The following is a 20,514-nucleotide window of genomic DNA, read 5'->3' as shown; positions in this document are numbered from 1 at the left end:
TGACGACATCCGACACGTTCGACCGGATCCCGTCGCACTTCGGATCACCGTGGCAGTCACAGGCACAGCCGAAGGCGGCCGTCGGCGGCGTCTCGGCGATCAGGCGGATGATGTTCTCGAGGTCCGCCGGACGCGAACGGCCGTTGGCCTCCACACGGAACCACTGCGTCGTGCCCGCCAGATGCGGCGGCGCCAGGTACTCCAGCAGGAGATAGTCACCCACCGATACGTGGAGATCGCCGTCGAGATCGTGATGCGCCTTGATCCGCACCAGATAGACCACGACAACGTGCTCGGTGTCGATGATCCCGGCCACCGGCGGCGGCGCCAGCCATTCGGTTACGATGAACTGGCAGGACTCAACCACAGGCGTCAGCAGTTCATTCCAGAAGAGCACCGGGCTGATCGCGGGCCCGTGCCAATCGTCCCAATCCAAGGCGGGACGCGACGAATCCGCGTTCGCGAATAGTTGGTCAAGATAGGCATAGCGCAGGCTATCGAGAATCAGTTTCAAGCGGTCGGGTGTGTCATACCCGCCGGGTTGACAGGTCGGCCAGCCGTCGCAGGTCGGCGCAAACCGGCAGGTCGCCGAGCCATTGCAGGTCGGTTGACCGGCGCACGATGGCGCCCCCGGACAGGTTTGCACGCCGTTGCAGGTCGCCTGCGTGTTGCAGGTTGCCGTGTTGGCGCAGGTCGCCGTGCCGTTGCAGGTCGGCCATGGCGCACAGGTCGCCGACATCTTGCACGTCGGCGATCCCTCGCAAGTCGCCGCGAACGTATTGCACGTGGCGCTCTGCGGACACGTCGGATTCCCCTGACACGTGTGCGCCGCGGTGCAAGTAATGGTCCCGGCGCAGGTCGTAGTCCCAGCGCACGATACCACTCCTGCACAGGTGGCACCGCCGCAAGACGCAAACGGCGCGCACGTGACCACACCCGCGCACGATAGGTTCGGGAAGCAGGTCAGGTTTGCCGGACATGATGCCGCTCCCCAGCAGGTCGGGTTCCCCGGGATTGTCGGAGGCGGGCACTGCACCGCCAGACATGTCGCCGTACCGCCGCAACTCGGGGATGGCGCCTGGGTGGCGATGCACAACTGGCCGCCGCAAGATGCCGAACCAAACCACGTCGGGCAGATCACCGGTGAACAACTCGGATAGCTGTTGTACGTCGGCGGAATGCAACTGGCGGGCGGACAGGTAAACCCGCTCGAGACCGTGAAGCAATACAGACCGCCCTGGCAACTGATGGAACCCTGCGTGGTGGCGCAATCGGCGCCGGGACACGAGTACGCTCCCTGCATGGTCGGACAGCGTCCCGCCGGACAACTTGGCGAACCCGCCGAAGTTGGACAATGACCACCCGGACAACTGACCGCACTCTGGCTGGTCGGCGGGCAGGGCATCCCCGGGCAACTGTAATTGCATAGCGTCGGTTGACACGACGGCGCGGAAATCGTCGGCTGGTCTTCTTCACATGTCGATGTCCCCGGGCATGTCTGCGTTCCCTGGCAGGTCGAGAAGCCGATGCAGGTGTTCGTCGTATTCCCACACGTCGGCGTACCCTGACAGGAGACGGCCCCGGGGCAGGTCGCGCGATACGAACACGTCGGCTGGCGATTGCACGTCAGCTCCGACGTGCACGTGGGACTGTAGCACGTCTGGCTCGCCGCACAGGTCTGGCTGCCGCACGTGTGATTTGCCGGGCAGGTCGCCGAGCCATGGCACGACGCCCCGCCGACCATGGTCGGTTGGTTGCACTCCGGTCCCTGGTAGGTCGGCGGCGGTTCACAGGTCGGCGCCCCCGGGCAGGTGGAAGACCCCCGGCAGGTCGCCCAACCGACGCATGTTTCGGTCTCGCACGTCTCAGTACCGGAGCAGCTCGGATAGTGTGGGCAGGTCGGATTCGGCGAACATGTCGCCTCCGATCCGGCACACGACGGCTCGGCCGTGCAGGTCACCGAACGACATGTCTCAATGGCGGCACATGTCGCATGCATGCAGGTGTAATACCCGCTGCAGGTCGCCGACCCCTGGCATGAGGAGCCCCCCGCACAGGTCGCTGACCCTGGGCAGCTTTGCTCTCCCGGGCAAGTCGGTGTGCTCGGCATGGTTGGTGCCGACGCATCGCATGGACAGAATCCGAAGCTCCCGGGAATTGGTTCCGCCGTGGAGGGGAAACATCCCACCAACGACCACACAAGGCAGACGTTGCCGATCATACTGCGGACTTCGACGGCGCATGTGCTGCCGGGACATGCCGCCCCCACACGCTGAGCGCCGATGCACAGCCCCAATTGCCCCAATTCATCCGGAGTGCCGCTGGCACAGCTCAATTGATAGACGCAGACCGGCTCGGGTTCACACGGGTCACCGAACAAGATGTCAAGGAAACAGAGAAACGCCGAGGGCGGTGCGCTGATGGGATCGCTCGGATGAAAGAGCGGCACCGGCCCGCCGGCCGGCGAATACGGGGTGCCGTTCTGCGGCAACGAACTGAGTGGGCCGGAACGAACCTGCCACGGATCACGATTCACCAGCGGTCCGCCCGGATATCCGTCGATCGCGACAAACACATCAAAGAAGCTCTCCGGTGCGCTCTGGAAATTTCCCCCCATGTCGACGATCGGATTGAGGATCAGACCCTGCGTCGGCGGTGGGCTTTTCAGCGTCACAGTGATCGGGCCGGCGCTGGTCAGATTGAGCTCCAGGATCTCGATGGGAATCGGATCGAAGGGAACGTATGGCGGGCCGTTACGCCGTTGGATCAGCGTTCCCTGCAACGTCTGCGGGGGATCAGGATTCTGGCAGGCCGGATCATTCGGATTCGGCGAGATCACCAAGACCGACATCGCTTGAAAGCAGTCCTCCACTGGATCGAGAGCGCCGGCCGGTGTCGTTCGAACCGGCGAACGGTTGACCGCCCCTCCACCCGGAGCCTGGGCCAGTCCGACCGGAAGCTGTCGGTCTTGCTGGTCAAATCGCTCAATCGAGGTCTTCAGGCTGTTCTGGAACAACGGCGATGGCGATGGGTCCGCATTACCCGCCAGCGCAGACTCCGTCGGAGCGACGGCTGCCAGGAACACACCGATCAGCGTCCCCACCAACCACCGACACTGGAACACGGCCGCCTTACGCATGGAACACCTCCCGATCACATGGTGGAATCTTCAGTTTTGCGTTCTCACGCTTGCGCGCGAATGGTAGGCAAATGCGAGATGCGGCAGATACAAGACAATATCTGCCTTGCTTAGAGAATGGCACGAGGATCGGCCGTTGTCAAGCGGTAATTTGGTGTATTTTCGTTGTCATTCCCCGCCCAACCGCTAACGCGTTGGTGGCCATACGCTTAGGATGACGGGAAAAGACGACCGGGCGATTCTCAGGTCCAGAACGTCACCACATGATCCATCCCGCCCCCGGGGATGGCGGCGATTTCGATCCGCTCGAAGCCGCTGTTGCGGCCCAGTGCCACGATCTCGTGCCGATGATAGAAGAAGACAGGGCAGCGCTTGAAGCGATATCGGAGCCGCCGCAGCCGTGTCCGAAACCAATGGTGGCTGGGAAACGAGGCGATGACAGAACCATCCGTCAACGACCGCATCTTCCGCAGCATCGCTTCCGCGTCGCTTTGATAGTCGAAGAACCCCATCGCCACGACCAGATCGAAACGCTCATCACAGGACCACGTCGCGAAGTCCGCACAGATCAGGTCGATGTCGACATCCCGAACCGCCGTCAACTGTTGCCGGGCCAGCTCCAGCATCGGCGCCGACATGTCGACGCCGACCAACCGTTCCGCGCCGGCACCTGCCAATCCGGCGAGATACCGCCCCGATCCACAACCGACATCCAGCACCCGTCCGGCGCCGATCGTCTCCGCGTGCTCCAGCGTCATCATGTACCGACGCATGATGTCCGACCGAAACCGCCGATTGAGACGGCGCATCAGCCAATTCTGGTCCGAAGTCCGGTACAACCGATCGAACGCACCGGCTTTGCGCTCAAAATACCCGCGTGTCAGATCCACGCGTCCGTCAGCATTCTTCCTGTTGTCTACCATCGTCATACTCTAACAGGATGCCAAATGAGGACCATCCATGTCATTCTGAGCCCCGCCGCCCTTTGGCGGGGCGAAGAATCTGCTTTTGGTTTCATGGGGCGAAACAGCAGATCCTTCGTCCGCCGCGGCGGACTCAGGATAACAATGGTGGGACCGATCCACGTCTTCTGCGTTTTTCAGCATCCTAGAGACACCCGCTCAGGTCGTGAGATACCCCTGTTCCGCCAGCACCTCGGCCATCGTGCCGAATCTGCCGACCTGCAACAGTTTTCCCAGACGCTTCTGTCCCTCGCCCAGGCGCACATAGTGACGAAACCGTCTGGCCAAGGTCAGGTTCTCCAGCCGCAGTGCCTCCGATCCGATCTCAAAGGGGTGGATATAGAACACCGTCGGCACGCCGCGACGCGCCTGGCGCCGATAGTACCACTGTGTCCACGACAACGGGTACAGCCGGAAATAACCGCCGCCGCCGATGGGAATCGCCACGGGACCCAATCGGATCACCGGCAGGGGAAACTCGATCAGCCCGTTCGGCCAGCGAAAGACGCGCCGCGGAATGCCCGTCATGCCGTACACGTCGTGCACCTTCGTCGGCACGATGCTGGAGTCATAGGTGAACCCAGCGGCGACCAACTCATCGAGAACCCAGCGGTTCTCCCGCACGAGGGAGAAATTCGGCGCCCGGAATCCGCGCACCCGTTGCCCGCCGGCATCCTCGAGATGTCCCTTCGCCTGATAAACAGCCGCGCGGAACGCCTCTGGGCTTTGCCCTGTCAACCGCTCGTGGCGCAGGGAATGGCAACCGATTTCGTGTCCGGCGTCCGCGACCCGCCGCACCAAGGCCGGGGCAGTGTGTCCGATCCGCCCCAAGAAGAAGAATGTCGCCCGACTGTCATGATCAGCGAGCAAGGGAAGGATGACATCCAGGTTGCGGGCGATCTCGGCGTCGTTGCGCTCGGGGCGCAGTTCATCGGCCGGGACCGGAACGCTCTGTGCATGCGATTCGGCGAATCCCTCCACGTCGATGGAGAGGGCCAGGACGCGGCTTGTCTGGTTCCCGGCGATCACAGCGCGAAATAGCGGGAGAAATCGGGGGCGTACCCCCGGGGCGCATACTCTCCCCGCTCCCGGTCGATCACGTAGTCTCCGCGTACGCGACCGGCCATGATGTCCTCAAGCGCCGAAATCAGCCGGTCGATCTCCGTAGTCGTATTGTACAGCCCGAAACTGATGCGCACGGTCCCCGGCAGACGGCTGCGGTCGCGCGCCAGAATCTGGCGCTCCGTCTCTTTCGCCTCCTCATCCCCGACATGCAACAGGCACTTCACATACGTGTGGGCGCAGAAACACCCGGATCGCACGCCGATCCCGTGCTCATAGTTGAGGATCGCCGCCAACAGACTGTGGGGAATGCCGTCGACGGCCAAGGAGATTACGCCGAGACGCTCCGCAGCGCTTCCGGGATCGCGATCACCGTAGATGTGCAGACCACGGATCGAGCTCAATCGTCTCAGCGCATGAGCGGTCAACTCGGCTTCATGGGCGATGATCCGCTCCCACCCCACGCCCTGCAGAAGATCGATCGCCGCCGCCAGGGCCACGACGCCGACGATGTCCGGTGTCCCGGCCTCCTCTTTTTCGGGGAGATCGGTCCAGTACGCTTCCTCCAGCGTGACGATGTCGACCGTTCCACCGCCCACCGTGTCGGGGTCGCCACGCTCGAACGTCGGCCGCCGTCCGATCAACGTGCCCACGCCGTACGGCGCGTACAGTTTGTGGGCCGAGAAAACGAGATAATCGATGCACTCCGGGTCGGAGGCGCTACCCATGCTGATCGGACGATGAGGCGCCAGTTGCGCCGCATCAACCAAGAACTCCGCGCCCACGCGGTGCGCCCCGACGGCGAACCGCGCCAGGTCGTTGACGTACCCCGACACATTCGAAGCCCCGGTGATCGCCACCAGCCGAATCCGGCGCCCGAGACGGTTCAACTTCTCCTCAAAGTCCGCTGCCGACAACCGCCCGTCGTCTTCCAGTCCGATGTGCTCGACCTGCGCCACCCGTCGCCACGGCAACTCGTTGGAATGATGTTCCATCAGGGACGTCAACACGACGTCGCCGGGGCGCAGCTCCAGACGGTTCGCGAGCTTGTTGATCGCCTCCGTCGTGTTCTTGGTGAAGATGACGACGTGATCGGTCAGATCGGCCTGCACGAACGACGCGATCTTCGCCCGCGCCTGCTCATAGACCCATGAGGAGAGCTGCGACTTGAAACCGGTTCCGCGGTGGACGTTGGCGTACCAGCGAAGGAACGCGTCGACCTTCGATGCAATCGGCCGGAATGTCGGCGTGGACGCGGCGTTGTCGAAGTTGACGTATTCGACGTGCCGCCCATCCAGCAGCGGCACTTGCGCGTCGACGCCGATCGACTCTCTGCGGAGCTGCGACAAGTCCATCGAATGCACCATGTCGGCCTCCCCCGGAATCGAATATACCGACCCACGGAAGGGCGAGTCCATCCCCGTTGCCCTTATCACTTTCACCGCCGAAGGGGCGAAAGACCATGGCCCACGGCGTCAGTCGTCGGTTCCACGCTCGACCGACCGTCGCGCCGCCCGCGGGCAACAAGGGGCTTAAGCCCCTTGTTTACCAATCTCGGCACGTGGTCCTACATCAGGTGCCGGCCACGGCACAACGGGACCGACCTCAAAACACGAAGCCGCCCCGCGCTCCCAAAGCGGGACGGCTTCCCGTCACTCCGTGACGAATCACCGACTTAGAAATTGCCGGTCAGGCTGAAGCGGTGATTCTCATTCAAGAAGTCCTGCTGCTCGGAGACATAGGCATAGTCGAGCATGAACTGACGGAACCGCAGACCCGCACCGATCGAGAAGGCGCCGTCATCAACGCCGCCGCGAATCGCCGTGCCGTAGTCCGATCCGTCGAAGTTGTAGGCATACTCACCGCCGAGACGGAACTTGATGTGATCCCGGTGCTGCGTCTTCTGAATCTCCATGGGGAAGGTGAATCCTTCCAGCACCTCGGGCATCACCGCGATGCCGACCCGGAGATTGTACGGCACATGATCCTCACCAACCTTCAGCCCCAGCGACTGCGCCATCAGGCCGAATGTGGCCTGCTTGTCGATGTCCCACTGGAACCCGAGATCGCCGCCCACGCCGGTCGCTTCCGCCACCTTGTTGTTGGCGATCACCAAGCTGCCGCCATAGCGGAACTTGGCCGTCGAGTTGGCATACGACAGGAGGAAGTAGTTGTCCATGTAGTCTTCGGTAGTGCCGTCGCTCAAGCCGACATCCTTGATGCCGGCGTTGACCCACGAACCGGCCACCGAGCCCCATTTGAACGACCCGGCCAGCGCCAGATAGTTGAACTGGCGATCGACCGCCATGTCCGCGGACAGCATGCTGGAAAATCCCCACTTGCAGATCTTCCGCAGTCCCGCCGGATTGAAGAAGCCGGCCGTGGCGTCACTGGTGGCCGCCACGTACGCATTGCCCATACCATAAGCCCGGGCGCCCACGCCGGTCCGCAAGAACGGCAGCGCGTGGTTGTCGTCCGAGGCGCCGGCCAGCGCCGACAGTCCCACCACGAAAACCAACGCCGTGCCGAGGACCATCGCCCACCGTTTGCCCCACGTGTGGTTCATTGTCCCTTCTCCCTTTGACATTCCCAGACTCTTGTCCTCGTTATCGGTTTGGGCTCGCCCCGCCTGAAGAAGACGGGGCGAACCGCCTGTTTCGTGGTTACCTGCGCTTCACCACTACCTTGACGACTTCGTTCATCGTCGCGGCCTTGGTGCTGCTGGTCGAGAAGTGCACGAGGTAGACGCCTTCGGCCACGAAGTCGCCGTTGTCGGTCCGGCCGTTCCAGCGCGCGTGGCCCATGGTCCCGGACACGTCGACGTCGAGGTTGGCCACCTCGTCGCCGGCGAGGTCATAGACCTTGGCCGTCACGTTGGCGCTGGAGGTCACGCTGGCCGCAGCGGGCGTACCGCTCGCCTGACCGCCACCGACCTTGATGTCGAAGCCGATGCCTTCACCCGCCCACGGATCGAACGGGTTCCGGTTGTCGGGCGGAGTCGTTGTGACTCCCACTTCGGACTCGCCGACGCCGACCACGCAATCCCAGACCGTGTACAGCTCTTCCACGATCTCGGTGTGATTGCCGACCAGGTCGGGCACACCGTCGAAGTCGTGATCGTAGACGTAGTACTCGCAATAGCAGTCGTCGTTGTACCAGCTCTCACGATAGCCGTCGTAGATCACGATCTTCAACCGGCGGCCCTCGGCGAAGTGCCCGTTCAGACGGAACCGGAACTCGCCCGTAGCCGCGTTGAACTCGTGATCGCGCGGCGAGAAGACCGTCGTGTCGCCGAGGTCGATGAAGCCGTCCGAAGACTCGGTGAAGATCAACCGGCTCTTCGGGATCACCGCGAACTCGGAACCGGTGATGTCATACACGTCGACGTACACCGAATCCCAGTTCACACCCGCGCCACCCGGATCGACGATGCGGATGTTGAAGGTCGGGTTGGTGCACAGATCGGCGCCGCCCACGATCACGTTCGGCTCACTGGCATCGACGGCGAACGTGTAGGTGTTCTCGGCGCAGAAGCCCGACTTGTTGAAGGCCAGGACCGTCAGCGTATGCGTGCCGGCCGTCAGACGCGGCGCCGTGATGTTCCACTTCGTCGACAGGATCCCCGTGACCCTGTCCCACGAGGAGGTGTAGAACCCGTTCGTGGGATTCGTGGCGTCGGCGTAGATCACGTTGTTGCCGTCCAGCGTCACGGTGATCGCACTCGCGTCGATGTCGCGGTTGCTGTTGCCGAACTCGACGTTCGACTTGACCTTGGTGTAGATGTTCGGCAGAGGCGGCAGGATGTCGGTCGCCGCATCCACCCACTGCTTGGCACCCGCCGGCTCGACCGTCAGCGCGCCGGTGTTGCACACGCGGCCCGCCGAGACGACGGCGTAGATGCCGTGCAGGTCGGTGGTGGCGAAGAACGCCTTACCGTCCTTGATCGTGCTGTCGGCGATCATGCCCCACTGGGTGTTCCACTCATTGCCGTCCCACCACGCGATCGTCAGGTCCTTCGACTGCAATCCAGCCGCTGCGACCGCCGCCGCGTCATAGGAAATCTCAACGTGCGCGTAGACGCCATAGCGGAACCCGTCCTCCAATTCCTCGGTCAGACGGATCGCGGTCACCATCCGCGTGCCCGGCTTCACCGGCCACGCCTGGTAGTGCTGCTGCGCCAGGTTGACCGTCGGAATCCGCGCCGGGAAGGTGATCACGCCGTTGTCCGCATACAGGGCATCCGGCTCGAGGCAGACCTTCGCGCCCACGCCGAGGTCGCGCTTGCTGCAGCGCGCCTCGCCATCGGCCTTGAGCGGCCAGACGTTGACGTCACCGCGCTTCAGATGCGTCACCTTGCTGGTGCCGGTGCCGGTGATGAACGACTCCCAGAACCAGCCCGTACCGCCCAGCTTCACCGCGTTCGAACCGGCGAAGCGTCCGGAAGTGAAGTCCGGAACATCCGGATCGGGCACCCACATCGTGATCTTCTCAACGGTGAGGTCGCCGTGCAGATCCGCCCAGACCGCCATCATGAAGTTGTTGTACTGCTTGGAGGTCGTCTTCAGATCCACGTTGACCAGACCGAAGTTGTCGAACCGCTGATCCTCAAACCAGATCTCCGCATCCGACTGTGAGGCCTGCGAGATGGAAATGGCGCAGCCGCTGATCGTCACGTGCAGGATCGGCTGAATGTCGAAGTCTTCATTACCATTGGTATCGGTCGGCACCACCCGCATCTCGAAGTTCCCCGAGAGCAGGCAGGGGTTCCACGCCGTCTTCCACCACATGCCGGTGGTATCGGCGCCGATCGCACTCGAAATCCCGATCCCCGTCCACGCCGTCTGATCGGTGCTGCCTTCCGGACGATACTGGAATTGGACGTAATCCACATCCTTGTCGCAGGACCGTCCATAGATCCAGTACGTGTGCTCCGGACAGTTGTCGCACATGGCGTACGATTCGCCAAAGCCGGCGATCCACGCCAACGGCGGCACCTCATCGATGATGCAGATGCGGCGGCCCGGTGATTGATAGGTGTTGCCCACCTCGTCAATTACCACCGTCCACGCGCAGTACTCGCCCGCCGGGACGCCGGTCGGATTCCACAGCGCGAAGGCGTTGTCCTGACCATCCGTCAATACGACCTGCTTGCCCCAGACGATGCCGACATCGTTGCCGCCGCCGCCGGCCAGCGCGCCGATCTGAGTACCCAGCGCCGCCAGGTTGGCACCCCAGCTACTGCCGATGTCGAGCGTCAGACCGCCGGTCAATGGCGCCAGGGTCGAATACCCGGCGCTGTCGCCCGGATTGACGACCGTGCTGATGACCGCACCGGACGTTGTCAACGCCGGCAGCATGGTGCTGAGGCTGCTGAGGTCATTGTTGGCGTTCTCGTCAGTGACCAGCACGAGGATCTTCAGCGCACCTGCACGCCACGGATACCACTCGAGCGCGTGCAACAGCGCCCGTAGTCCGTTCTCCGTGCCACCGAAGCTCGTCCCCACCGCGGCCGCCATCGCGCCGAAGGTCGCCGCGTCGGTCGTGAACTCACCCGTGCCCGGGCCGCCCGTGACAATCTGGCCGCCCGTCGTGATGACCGAGGCCGTATCGCCATAGCCGATCACACCCAAACGGTAGTCGGCGCCTCCCAGACCCTGGACGAAGATCGAGGTATTGTCCTGGATCGCCTGCTGGTCATCGCCCATCGAACCGGAACCGTCGATCACCCAGACGATATCGGCTGCGCCGCCACCGACGCCGCACGAACCGCCGACAAAGAACTGCAGGTACTTCGCGCCCGAGTTCTCCCACGGCTGCTTGCCGTAGCAGGAATGATCGTCGATCGCGTTGGCGGTGAACTTCACCACCGTGGCCGTGTCCCCTGACAGGACAATGTCATGGCATGTGCCGAAGGTCTCGTCGCCGTCGATGTCCACGATCTCGGAGTATGGATCAGTCACGTCGATCATGACGTCGTACGGAACCGAGTGGCACACGTTGCCGGCCTTGTCATAGACCCACGCGACCACCGTGTAGCGACCATCGGAACAGCAGTCGAGTACTTCCTCAGGATACAGTGCCTGGAGCGTGTCGCACCAGTTGGTGAACCAGTCGGTGCACAGCGAGCCGTACACGTCGGCCCCGATCCGGACCCAGCCGAGCCGCGGATCAAGGTTGTCCTCAATCGTGACACCCGGGACCGTCGCATCGCGGAAGCCCCAGACGATCGAGTCGATGCCGACGCCGTTGGCGATCGACGAGATGCTCGCGCGATCGACGCACAGGTCGGTGCGCTCACCGACAAAGGTGAACGTCTCGCCGTTGACCGTGCGCTGGTAGCTCGGGTTCGGCGTCATCAGATTGAACGCCAGGCACCCCTTGGCCACCGTCACCGGGCAACGCGGCCCATCCACGCCGTCAACAGTGCCACCGAAGCTCTTGCCGAACAGCCAGTACTGGCCCTCGGCCACGCTGTCGAGATCCCAAGCGGTCGAGAACGCGTCGCCGGCGGCCACCGATGAGCCGATGTACGTCAGCGTGCCGTTCGTCTGCGCGGTCGACGCGAAGAACTGCACCGAGTCGACACCCGAGACCGACAGCTTGCGGGCCTCGATCACGTTGTTGCTCGGCGTCACGTACTCGCCAAAGTCAGGACCGGTGATCGCCACCGAATCCGGCCCGGCCACATCCAGAATCCACAACGGCACTGTCTGTACCGCGGAATGACCGAATACGTCGTACGCGGTCACGTAGACGTAGCCGTGCCACGACTTGCAGTTGTTCAGCGTCACGCCCGACGAATCCAACGGGTCGAAGCAGAACTCGCCCAGCGCAGCACCTTCGCCGAAGGTGTCATTGCCATCGGCCGTGCCGTAGAGGACCTCGACGACGTCGTCGCATTCCTCGGTCGCCTCGCTGTTGAAGCAGACCGAGTCATGTGCCTTGATCGTCGAGCCCGGATCCGGCACCACCGTGAAGTCGGTCACGCTGTGATCGACCCGCACGGTCATGTGGTGCGCGAACGACTCGTTGAACGTGAAGTCCTCGAAATCGCTGTCGGAGTCGTTGAGTGTCTCGTCCTCCGACCACGTGCCGTCGCTCCGCTGGAAGTACGCGCGGACCTTGTAGAGGCCCTCGACGAATTCGGGCGCAAAGGCCGCGAAGTAGTAGGTGATTGAACCGTCAGTGTTGATGACGCTGCTGTCCGGATCACCCTCGTCACCGAACTCCCATTGGTACTGATCATAGAGATCGGAGATACCCGGGGGCAGATAGACCAGATACATCTCATCGATGTACTGCGGATCGGCCACGGTCACCGTGAATGTCGCCGCCGTATCGATCGACGGATAGCCGCAGACCACCGGACCATCGACCGACAGAACAACCTCGTCCGCCGGATTGGTGATGCTCACGTACCACCAGATCGACGTGCCGGTGTTGCAGGCGCAGTCGAACACCTCGGCCCGAACCCGATACGTACCCGTCGCCCAGCCGGTGGTGTTCCAATCCGCCGTGAACAGACTGTCGATGATCTGATCCGGCGTGGCGTAGGTGCCGAACATCTTCACCGTGCCGTTCGAGTTGTACACATAGATCAGCACGCTGTCGACGCCGCAATTGTAGACCGGGCCGTATCCGGGCGGGCTGTTCTCGTTGTCGCGCGCGAACGCCGAGATCGTCACCGTCTCACCGGCCACGATCGGCGTCGGGTCGCCCGCACTGCCGTCCGAACCGTCCGAACCAACCTGAATGATCCGACCCCACGGATTCGTGTTGTCAAACCGCTTCCAGACCTTGACCGACTCGGCCGTCTTGCCGGCCTTGTTCGTCGCCTTGGCCCAGATGTAGTAGTCGCCGGACAGGGACGTCAAAGCGCCCGAGGTCCAGTGATAGTTGAACACGCCGTTGGTCGTGTAGTTGTCCGATCCGATCAACGTCGCCGTGCCGCTGGTCACCGACTGATAGTAGAACTCCACCAGAGTCACGGGGTTGATCGCGCTGGATGTCGTCGTCGCCTCCAGCTCGATCGGGCAACCCATGAACGGCGGCTCCGCCTCCGTCGGATACGTCAGCGTCACCGTCGGCGCGCTGCAGTCGAGGTAGACACGACGCGCCCAGGTCCGGGTTTGCCGGTTGAGCGAGTAGTCGACCGCCCAGCACGTCAGCTCGTAGGCGCCGTCTCCCAGACCGAGCGCATATGGGAACCAGCGGACCGTGAAGTCGTTCGGCGTGTCGTCGTGGCTGGTGATCCCGACCGAATCGAATGGAATCCACTCGGTCGCACCCTCCGCCCGGTAGGCGAAGATGACCTTGTTGGCCTGCTCATTGAGCAGCCCCGCGGCCGTCACACTAATGCCGCCGTCACCGACGCCATCCCAGCAGAACACATAGTCCTCAAGCGGGCTGATGATGACCGCCTCGGTCGTGTCGGTGTCCAAGAGCCAGAGCGTGATGCAATCCTCGGTCCAGTTGCCGCACGAGTCGTACGCCTTGACCTGCAGGATCATCTTCTGCGCCCCGGCGGTCACCTGCGCAAACGGCGCATCGGCGGGATTGAACGTGATCTTGTCGTAGGCGTGTGTCCCCTCGTTGATCTCGAGCACGAATCCGGCCGAACCGCCGAAACCGCCCAGCGATTGCGACGGAACGTAAGCGGCGGTGTCGAGGCACTTGCAGCTATCCGAGGCGCCGTCATACAGCGTCCAGATCACCCGCGCGATGTCGTCGACCTGCGCCGACGGGTAGACCCACGGCTGCACGGTCAGGTCCTGACCGTACTGTGCCCATGCCCACCCGCGCGGATCGCTCATCGTGCACGACACGTTCGGCTGAATCACCTCTTCACCGTTGATCTCAGTCCAGACGGTGTCGATCGCCACTTCCGGCGCCGCGTTGTCGATGAAGTAGGTGTTCATGTCGCAACTGGTCGAGTCGAACGTCAGCGCGTCAAACTCGCCGTTGCCGTTGTAGTCGTAGGAGTACAACCCCGTGATCGTCTTGGCGATCACCCGGAAGTCGTAGTCCACCTGGTCCACGAACGCGGTCGTATTGACCGAATCCCAGCGCCAGACCGTCGAATTGGTCCCGCCCGGGGTCGCGCTGACGCCGAAGAACCCGTTGCCCAGTGAGGTCCAGCTCGTGAAGTAGTCCGGATCGGTGGAGCGCTTGTAATACAGAATCACGCTCTCCAGATCGTCGATGTTCGCCAAATCCAGATCCAAGTCGGCGACGAACGTGACGCGTCCGTGCAGCTTGGTCTTGCCGTCCCCGTAGCACTCATCCGGCGTCCACAGGCACAGCGGCGGAATCGTGGTGTCGACGCAGACGTGGACGCACGGCGTGATGTACTTGTTGCCCATCTCGTCATAGACGATCGCCCGCAGGTAGATCATCCCGCCGCCCTCGGCGAGGATCTCGTCGGTCAGATCGTCCTTGTTGTACCACTCCGTGCAACCCCACCGGGCGCCGGCGCCGTGGTACAGCGAATCGCCGTTCTGGATGGCAAACGTGTGCCACTCGTGGCCGGGGGCGTTCTCGCACGGCGTCGTGTCGATAACCGGCACGTAGACGAGCACCGAGCATTCCGGCGTGATCGTCGTGTCACGGCAGATGATCGAATCCAACCCCGGACCGTAGTAATCCGGGAAGGTGTCGCATTTGAGGTTGTCGCCGTTGCCGGTCGTGTCGTTGCAACTCTGCCAGATGCCGACCCAGGTCGTGTCGATCAGATCGCCGATGCAGCAATCCAGCGCCCACTGATAGTCAACCTTCAGCACGCTGTCCGGATCGATGCAGTTCTCCAGCGGATTGATCTGGACACAGATGTCGACCTTGTCCAGGGTCGACCGCGAGCGACGGATGCACTTCCCGTCGACCGGGTTGGAGATGATCGCGCACGGCGCGATCGAATCCGGCACGCACAGCGTGTCGTGGTCGCTGCCGACGTGGCCGCAGACATCCCACCAGTACACGTGCAGGATGTGATCGCCCTTGGCCAGACCCGACGCGTTCAGGTTGAACGCGAAGGTCGTGTCGTAGATCTTCTCCTGATAGAGGTATTGAGCGCCGTCGACGTTCACCATGATCGTGTAGGGATCCAGACTCGGGTTGCTGAATCTCAGCACCACCGGGTTGACAGGCCCCCACACCTCGAAGCCGGCATGGCCGCAATAGGTCTGTTGGACCTGGATGCCGCCGTTGACGCTTGAGACCTCGCCCGCGATCACCTGCGTCGACCAGTCGAACCAGTACTGGCCGTTCGGGCAATCCACGGCGCGCGCCCACGCCGAATCCGGGGTCAACGTCTTTCCGTTCCAGTCGACCGTGGTGATCGCCACCTCGATCTTCTTGACGGTGTCGGGCCCCACCTGCGAGTTCAAGGTCGCCGCGTAAAGCAGCATCTTGAAGCAGATGTCGTGGGGCGACTGTCCGGCGCTGCCGATCTGGAACCAGTTTCCCGGCTGATCGCCGGCCAGACCCGGATTGACATCGGCGATACGCCCCCAGGCCGTCACGCCCACCACGTCATCGCTGTTCGAGTCGAGCGGACAGACGTAGATCGTCAGGCCGCTGGAATCGCAGTTCAGCGTCCCCGGCGGCGGCTGGAACACGCACGCGTACGCCGGCGCCCTGTCCGAACAGCAGGTGATCAGGTTCGTATCCAGGTTCTTCTGGACGAAATCACAACTGTCGTAGGTGTAGACGTTGAACTTGTAGCAGGCCTTCTCGACCAGCCCGAAGCGGGCCAGGGCCGCCTCGCTTGCGTCCTTTGTCGACCAGTAGAACCAGGAGGTGTCGTAGTCCGACTTGGTGCTGAACTGGACCGTGTCCAGAGGATACAGCGCCGGATCGTCATCACCTTCCAAGCTCCACATTATGACGTACTGCTTCGCCCAGGTCACATACTTGTTGCCCGGGTTGTGACGGCCGACCTTCCACTTCACCTGGATGTCGCCGCCCACCTGCGACGAGCAGGCCAGCGCCGACACCGGCTCGATCCGGATGATCGAGTCGCGCGTCTCCACCGCGGCGGACACGTTGCCGCACGTGTCGACGGAACGCACGCCGAAGCGGTAGATCGAATCCGGCTTGGCGATGTGCAGCCATTTCGTGAAGGTGTTCCACTCGCGCGGGCCCGGTTCGAACACCGAGTCAACAATGTAGTTGTAGTCGATCGCCGTGTCGGCGTCGTAGCGATCCCAATAGATGTAGTACTTGATCGCATTGGAATCGCCCTTGTTCCACGTCAGCTTGACGTTGGCGCACCCCGACGGCTCGACGCCGACGTTGGGTGCCACCAGACCAAGGTGGAGCGTGCTGTTGAGACTGACCACCGGCTGCGCGGTCGCGCCGCAGGTCGACTTGGCACCCAGCGGATCCCAGTTGCCGCAGTCGTCGATCGCCCGCACCTCGAAGGTGTAGGAACGGCACCGCGACGAGTAGACGGTGGAATCCGTGGTCCACGTGTACATCGTATCGTACTTGCTGGCCGAGGTGTCGAACACGACCGCCAGCGTATCCGTGTACTTCGGCGAGCCGGACCCGTCTCCGTGGTCCCAGAAGATCAGGTACTTCTGGTTGTCGAGCTCGCTGAGCGTATCGATCTTCCAGACCAGCGTGAACCTCTGGGTCCCGGCCGGCGTGGTGTCGCGGGCGCAGGTCAGATTGCGCACCGGCTTCGGCCGACGCGTATCGACGGTCTGGGCGATCGGACCGGACCAGATCGTGTCCGACCAGTTGGACGAGTTGTCGCGCCCGAAGATCTTGATCGAGTCCGCGCCGTCGACCGTCGTGTAGATGCTGTCCGCCGGATCCAAAGGCGCCTGATAGTACGGATGCAGGATCTTCAACAGCGTGTCGCCCTGCAAGAACAGCGTATCCTCATAGATCCCTGTCCCATCGGGCGCGACGCTCCGACGCGTGAGCGCGAACCGCGCCGACTTGGGATACGTCGGCGTCTTGTGAATGCCCGCCAACAGCAGGTCCGCGTACAATGTGTCGATGTCCGCGCTGACATTGGACACGCGCAGACGGACCACGTCGGGCAGGGCGCCGGCAAAGTTCTCCGGCAGACCCACGCCGAGGCAGTTGTTCGAATCGCGATCGACCACCTTCTCGTAGATGACCGTCGCCGTCAGCAGATCGGGCCGCACGTTGTCGACATTGGCCGCCAGATGGCCGTTCACCGAGTCGACGTTGCAGGCGTTGTCGGAGATGTAAAAGCGGATCGAATCCAACGCCAACGCCCCCGGATTCGGCGGCGTCTGCAGGATCCCCGGACCGACTGTGTCGTAGCCCTTCCAACGGTTGTCGTTGGCCGAGTCGGCCAGCATGACTACGCGCGGCGTGTTGTACCAGCCGTAGAGAACCGCGTAAACCTGGCAGATCTCCTTCGACCCCGGCGGATTCTGCACGATCTCGTTGTTCCGCAGATCAATGTAAAACTTCAGGACGTCGCCGATGCCGACGAATCCCGTCGTCGTGGTATCGGCATCGAAGACCCACGTGACCGAGATGGAGTCGGGCGGCAGCTTGACCTTCCGCGTGTCGACCGGGATGTTGACCTCAAGCGTGTCGAAGCCGAGGTTCCCGGCCAGGTCCTTGCTCTCGACAATGACCTTCCAGAAACCGGCGTTCACGTCGATCGGATCGGGTACCGCATACGGGATCATGAAGTAGTCATCCTGTATGCCGGCCGCGCCCGTATCGGGGAAGCACCATTCACTGTTGCTCTTCCGATACATCTGCGAGCCATCGGGAATTCCCACGCCGATCACATGGACCTTGGGCCACCCGGGGAAGATGTTGCTTGTATCGCCATCTGCGATGGTGATGCAGATCCGGACCGAATCGCCGCAACTCAGGGCCGAGTCGGTCGGCGGGGAATCCTCGCATCCCATGGTGCAGACGTTGTTCCAGTCGAAGGTGACCGTCCCCTCCGGCGGCGCCAGGTCATACCGCAACGGCTGCGTCATGCATCCGGCACCCCATACGGCCGTCCCGTTCATTGTCGAATCGGGGCCGTTGGTCATCACGACGACATTGCCACCGACAGCGTCCTTGGGCCCGACGCCGTGGTTCAGCGTCGTGATCGCTTCGGCCGTCAGGCCGGCGCCATTCAACGCCACGCCCATCTGGCCGTTGTGCCAGTTCTCGTCGATCCCGGTGTTGCCGTCCATTACTACATAATAGATGACGGTATCGTTGGGTGAGCCGATCGTCCCTGCCGCCATCGGAATCGCGAAGTCAACGTACAGACCGTTCAGATTCCCCGGCGGACCCCAGTCGAAGGCCCCCGGCGTGTACGTCTGAGCCACCACGTTGTCCTGCAGCTTGTTGAAGCTCCCCTGATGACTGACCAGATGCGTGCTGTCCGACTCGCGGTAGATCGCCAGCCGGGAAATCGAGTTGGTCAAGCTGTTGCGGCTGCGTAAACGGATGTTCGTGATCCGATCATCAGCGCCTGTATTAATGAAGCGCATGATCATCACGACCGAATCCGTGAACGTCTTGCTGACGACGTGCGGCGTATCGCACAACGGACTCAACACCGCAATCAGGTCCATCGTCAGATCGGCGTTGGTGTTGAAATAGGCCGTCGTGCTCGCGCTGCCGATCGAGACGTAGTGGACGACCGAGTCGGCTTCCGTGGCGTTGTTCGATTCGCTGTTGACGACCAGCTTCACGGCATACACGCCAGCACTGGCAAACGTATGTGTCGGATTCGCGAGCGCCGAGGTCGGCGTGCCGTCACCGAAATCCCACAACCAGGTGTTCCCCTGCCACGCCGACGGCAGCGGAGCGCAGAGCTCCTTCGTCAATTCCGTCGTGGTGTCATCGAACGTGACCAGATCACCGGCATACAATGTCGTCGGCGTCCAGACAAACCGCGCGTCGAGTGCGTTGCCGTCGGACGTTACCGTCAGCGTCACGAGCGCCGTGTCCCAGACCGCTGTCCCTGGCGGGAAGGGAGCAATGTTCTTGCCGCGAACGGCATACTCGAAGGATGCACTGCCCCAGAAGTTGGAGTCGGGGGTGTAGTAAATCTTGCCCCAATTGTTCACGGCAAAGCTGGTATCGGTGCCGATGGAGTCGATACAACCCCGAGCCCGATGGTTGCTCGAATCGATAATCACCACAACCGGCGGCAAACTGTCGTATGTGTCGTTTGCTAGGACATTGATCACCACCGACTTGGCGTCCTCGGCCAACGTCTGCCCGTCCGGAACTGCTGTCGGGACGGCCGCCCACACCGGTGCCGCCGCTGCGCCCACGACGAACAGGGCCGCCAGCAGCCATGCGCCCATTCTCCAGGGTTTCATTCGCGCTCCCCCTTCCTGAGGATAACCCGCCCCGCCTGTCCCGCAGGACGATCGCGCACTTCCGTTGTTTCGGTACATGATGTCTTGTGTTCCTCCTCCCGGAAACGAAATAAGCTCTTCTCTCATTCTCTCACGTCTATGAAAAGCAAAAAAAGGCAACCAGCTTGTCGCCGTGGAACTCTGCATGACCCCCCCTTTTTGCGAGCGATTTCTAAATCTGGTATCCGGCGCACTCCGGACCCGCGACCGCCGCACCGGCCGCAAGTCTGGGTCTTGTCACGTCATCCCCAACGGATACGACGCGCGGCGGCACGACCATCTCTGCCCAAGGCAACCACCCTGTTGCCTCCGCACCGCCCGTTGCGCCTGATCAAACTGCTTGGACCCTCCATGGCTCGCAGGTCTTATGCTCTCCCGGTCGCCACAACGACTGAACCGACCCTCACCGGATTGTCTGTCAGGGACGAGACCAGACCATCGTTCCATGATGTCTCTGCCTGCACTCGTCTGCCCGCAACAATCCCCCAACACTCATTATCATCTCAACCCGTACATCGGGTGTCCATGAGTGACGCCAACAGAAAGCACCGCGCCATCGCGATGTCAAGTCAATTGTTCCCAACGCACCTTATGGGAACACCCCCACACCCTGTAGGTGTGGGTCAATCGAGTTATCGGACCGCCGACCCCAACGGTTTAGCGGTAAGTTGGTATTGCTTCGCCCTCCCGTCCCGCGTCTACGGGACCCAACTTGGGGCGCCAATATCGGACCGACCCCTGGGGGCCGCAAGACTTTTTTTCGCCGTCCAGGAAGATTTTTTCGGTCAACTCGCGACAGTTTCTTCGGTTAGGGCCACGTGCACAAAGAGCGGCTTTAAGGTTTGCCAGTAGGGACAAGATCGGGTAGAAGTTGCGACGAACGACCACAAGATTTTGTGTCTTTTTTCACGTAAGCGGACGCGAAAAGTGGTGCCCCAAGACGGAAGGTTGATCGCGAGGGCCAGGACTCCCCCTGTCCACCCCCACC

Annotated in this window: 6 protein-coding genes; all 6 read right to left on the bottom strand. The window is 62.4% G+C overall.

The window, feature by feature from the left end:
- Positions 1-3,139 (bottom strand): hypothetical protein (locus tag AB1792_05570; protein MEW5701680.1); only part of this gene is annotated, 3,139 nt, incomplete at its 3' end.
- Between the two features lie 242 nt (positions 3,140-3,381).
- Complete coding sequence (locus AB1792_05565) at positions 3,382-4,068, bottom strand: class I SAM-dependent methyltransferase (protein ID MEW5701679.1); 687 nt, start codon at positions 4,066-4,068, stop codon at positions 3,382-3,384.
- Positions 4,069-4,260: 192 nt separating this feature from the next.
- Positions 4,261-5,130 carry a DUF3473 domain-containing protein gene (locus AB1792_05560; protein MEW5701678.1) on the bottom strand — a complete coding sequence of 290 codons (870 nt, stop codon included), beginning with the start codon at positions 5,128-5,130 and terminating at the stop codon, positions 4,261-4,263.
- Positions 5,127-6,530 (bottom strand): aminotransferase class V-fold PLP-dependent enzyme, encoded by a 1,404-nt coding sequence (locus AB1792_05555; GenBank protein ID MEW5701677.1) that lies wholly within the window; start codon positions 6,528-6,530, stop codon positions 5,127-5,129. Before AB1792_05555 ends, AB1792_05560 begins: the two co-directional genes overlap by 4 nt.
- Positions 6,531-6,838: 308 nt before the next feature.
- Complete coding sequence (locus tag AB1792_05550; protein MEW5701676.1) at positions 6,839-7,729, bottom strand: hypothetical protein; 891 nt, start codon at positions 7,727-7,729, stop codon at positions 6,839-6,841.
- Between the two features lie 97 nt (positions 7,730-7,826).
- Positions 7,827-19,487 (bottom strand): PKD domain-containing protein, encoded by an 11,661-nt coding sequence (locus tag AB1792_05545; GenBank protein MEW5701675.1) that lies wholly within the window; start codon positions 19,485-19,487, stop codon positions 7,827-7,829.
- Positions 19,488-20,514 lie beyond the last annotated feature (1,027 nt).

It is taken from the genome of Candidatus Zixiibacteriota bacterium, assembly GCA_040752595.1.
GTDB lineage: Bacteria > Zixibacteria > MSB-5A5 > WJJR01 > WJJR01 > JACQFV01.
This window is presented reverse-complemented; position numbering and strand designations above follow the sequence as displayed.

Coding starts and splice junctions, on each gene's coding strand:
- AB1792_05550 (MEW5701676.1), bottom strand. CDS start 7,729: ATGAACCACACGTGGGGCAAACGGTGGGCGATGGTCCTCGGCACGGCG.
- AB1792_05555 (MEW5701677.1), bottom strand. CDS start 6,530: ATGGTGCATTCGATGGACTTGTCGCAGCTCCGCAGAGAGTCGATCGGC.
- AB1792_05545 (MEW5701675.1), bottom strand. CDS start 19,487: ATGAAACCCTGGAGAATGGGCGCATGGCTGCTGGCGGCCCTGTTCGTC.
- AB1792_05565 (MEW5701679.1), bottom strand. CDS start 4,068: ATGACGATGGTAGACAACAGGAAGAATGCTGACGGACGCGTGGATCTG.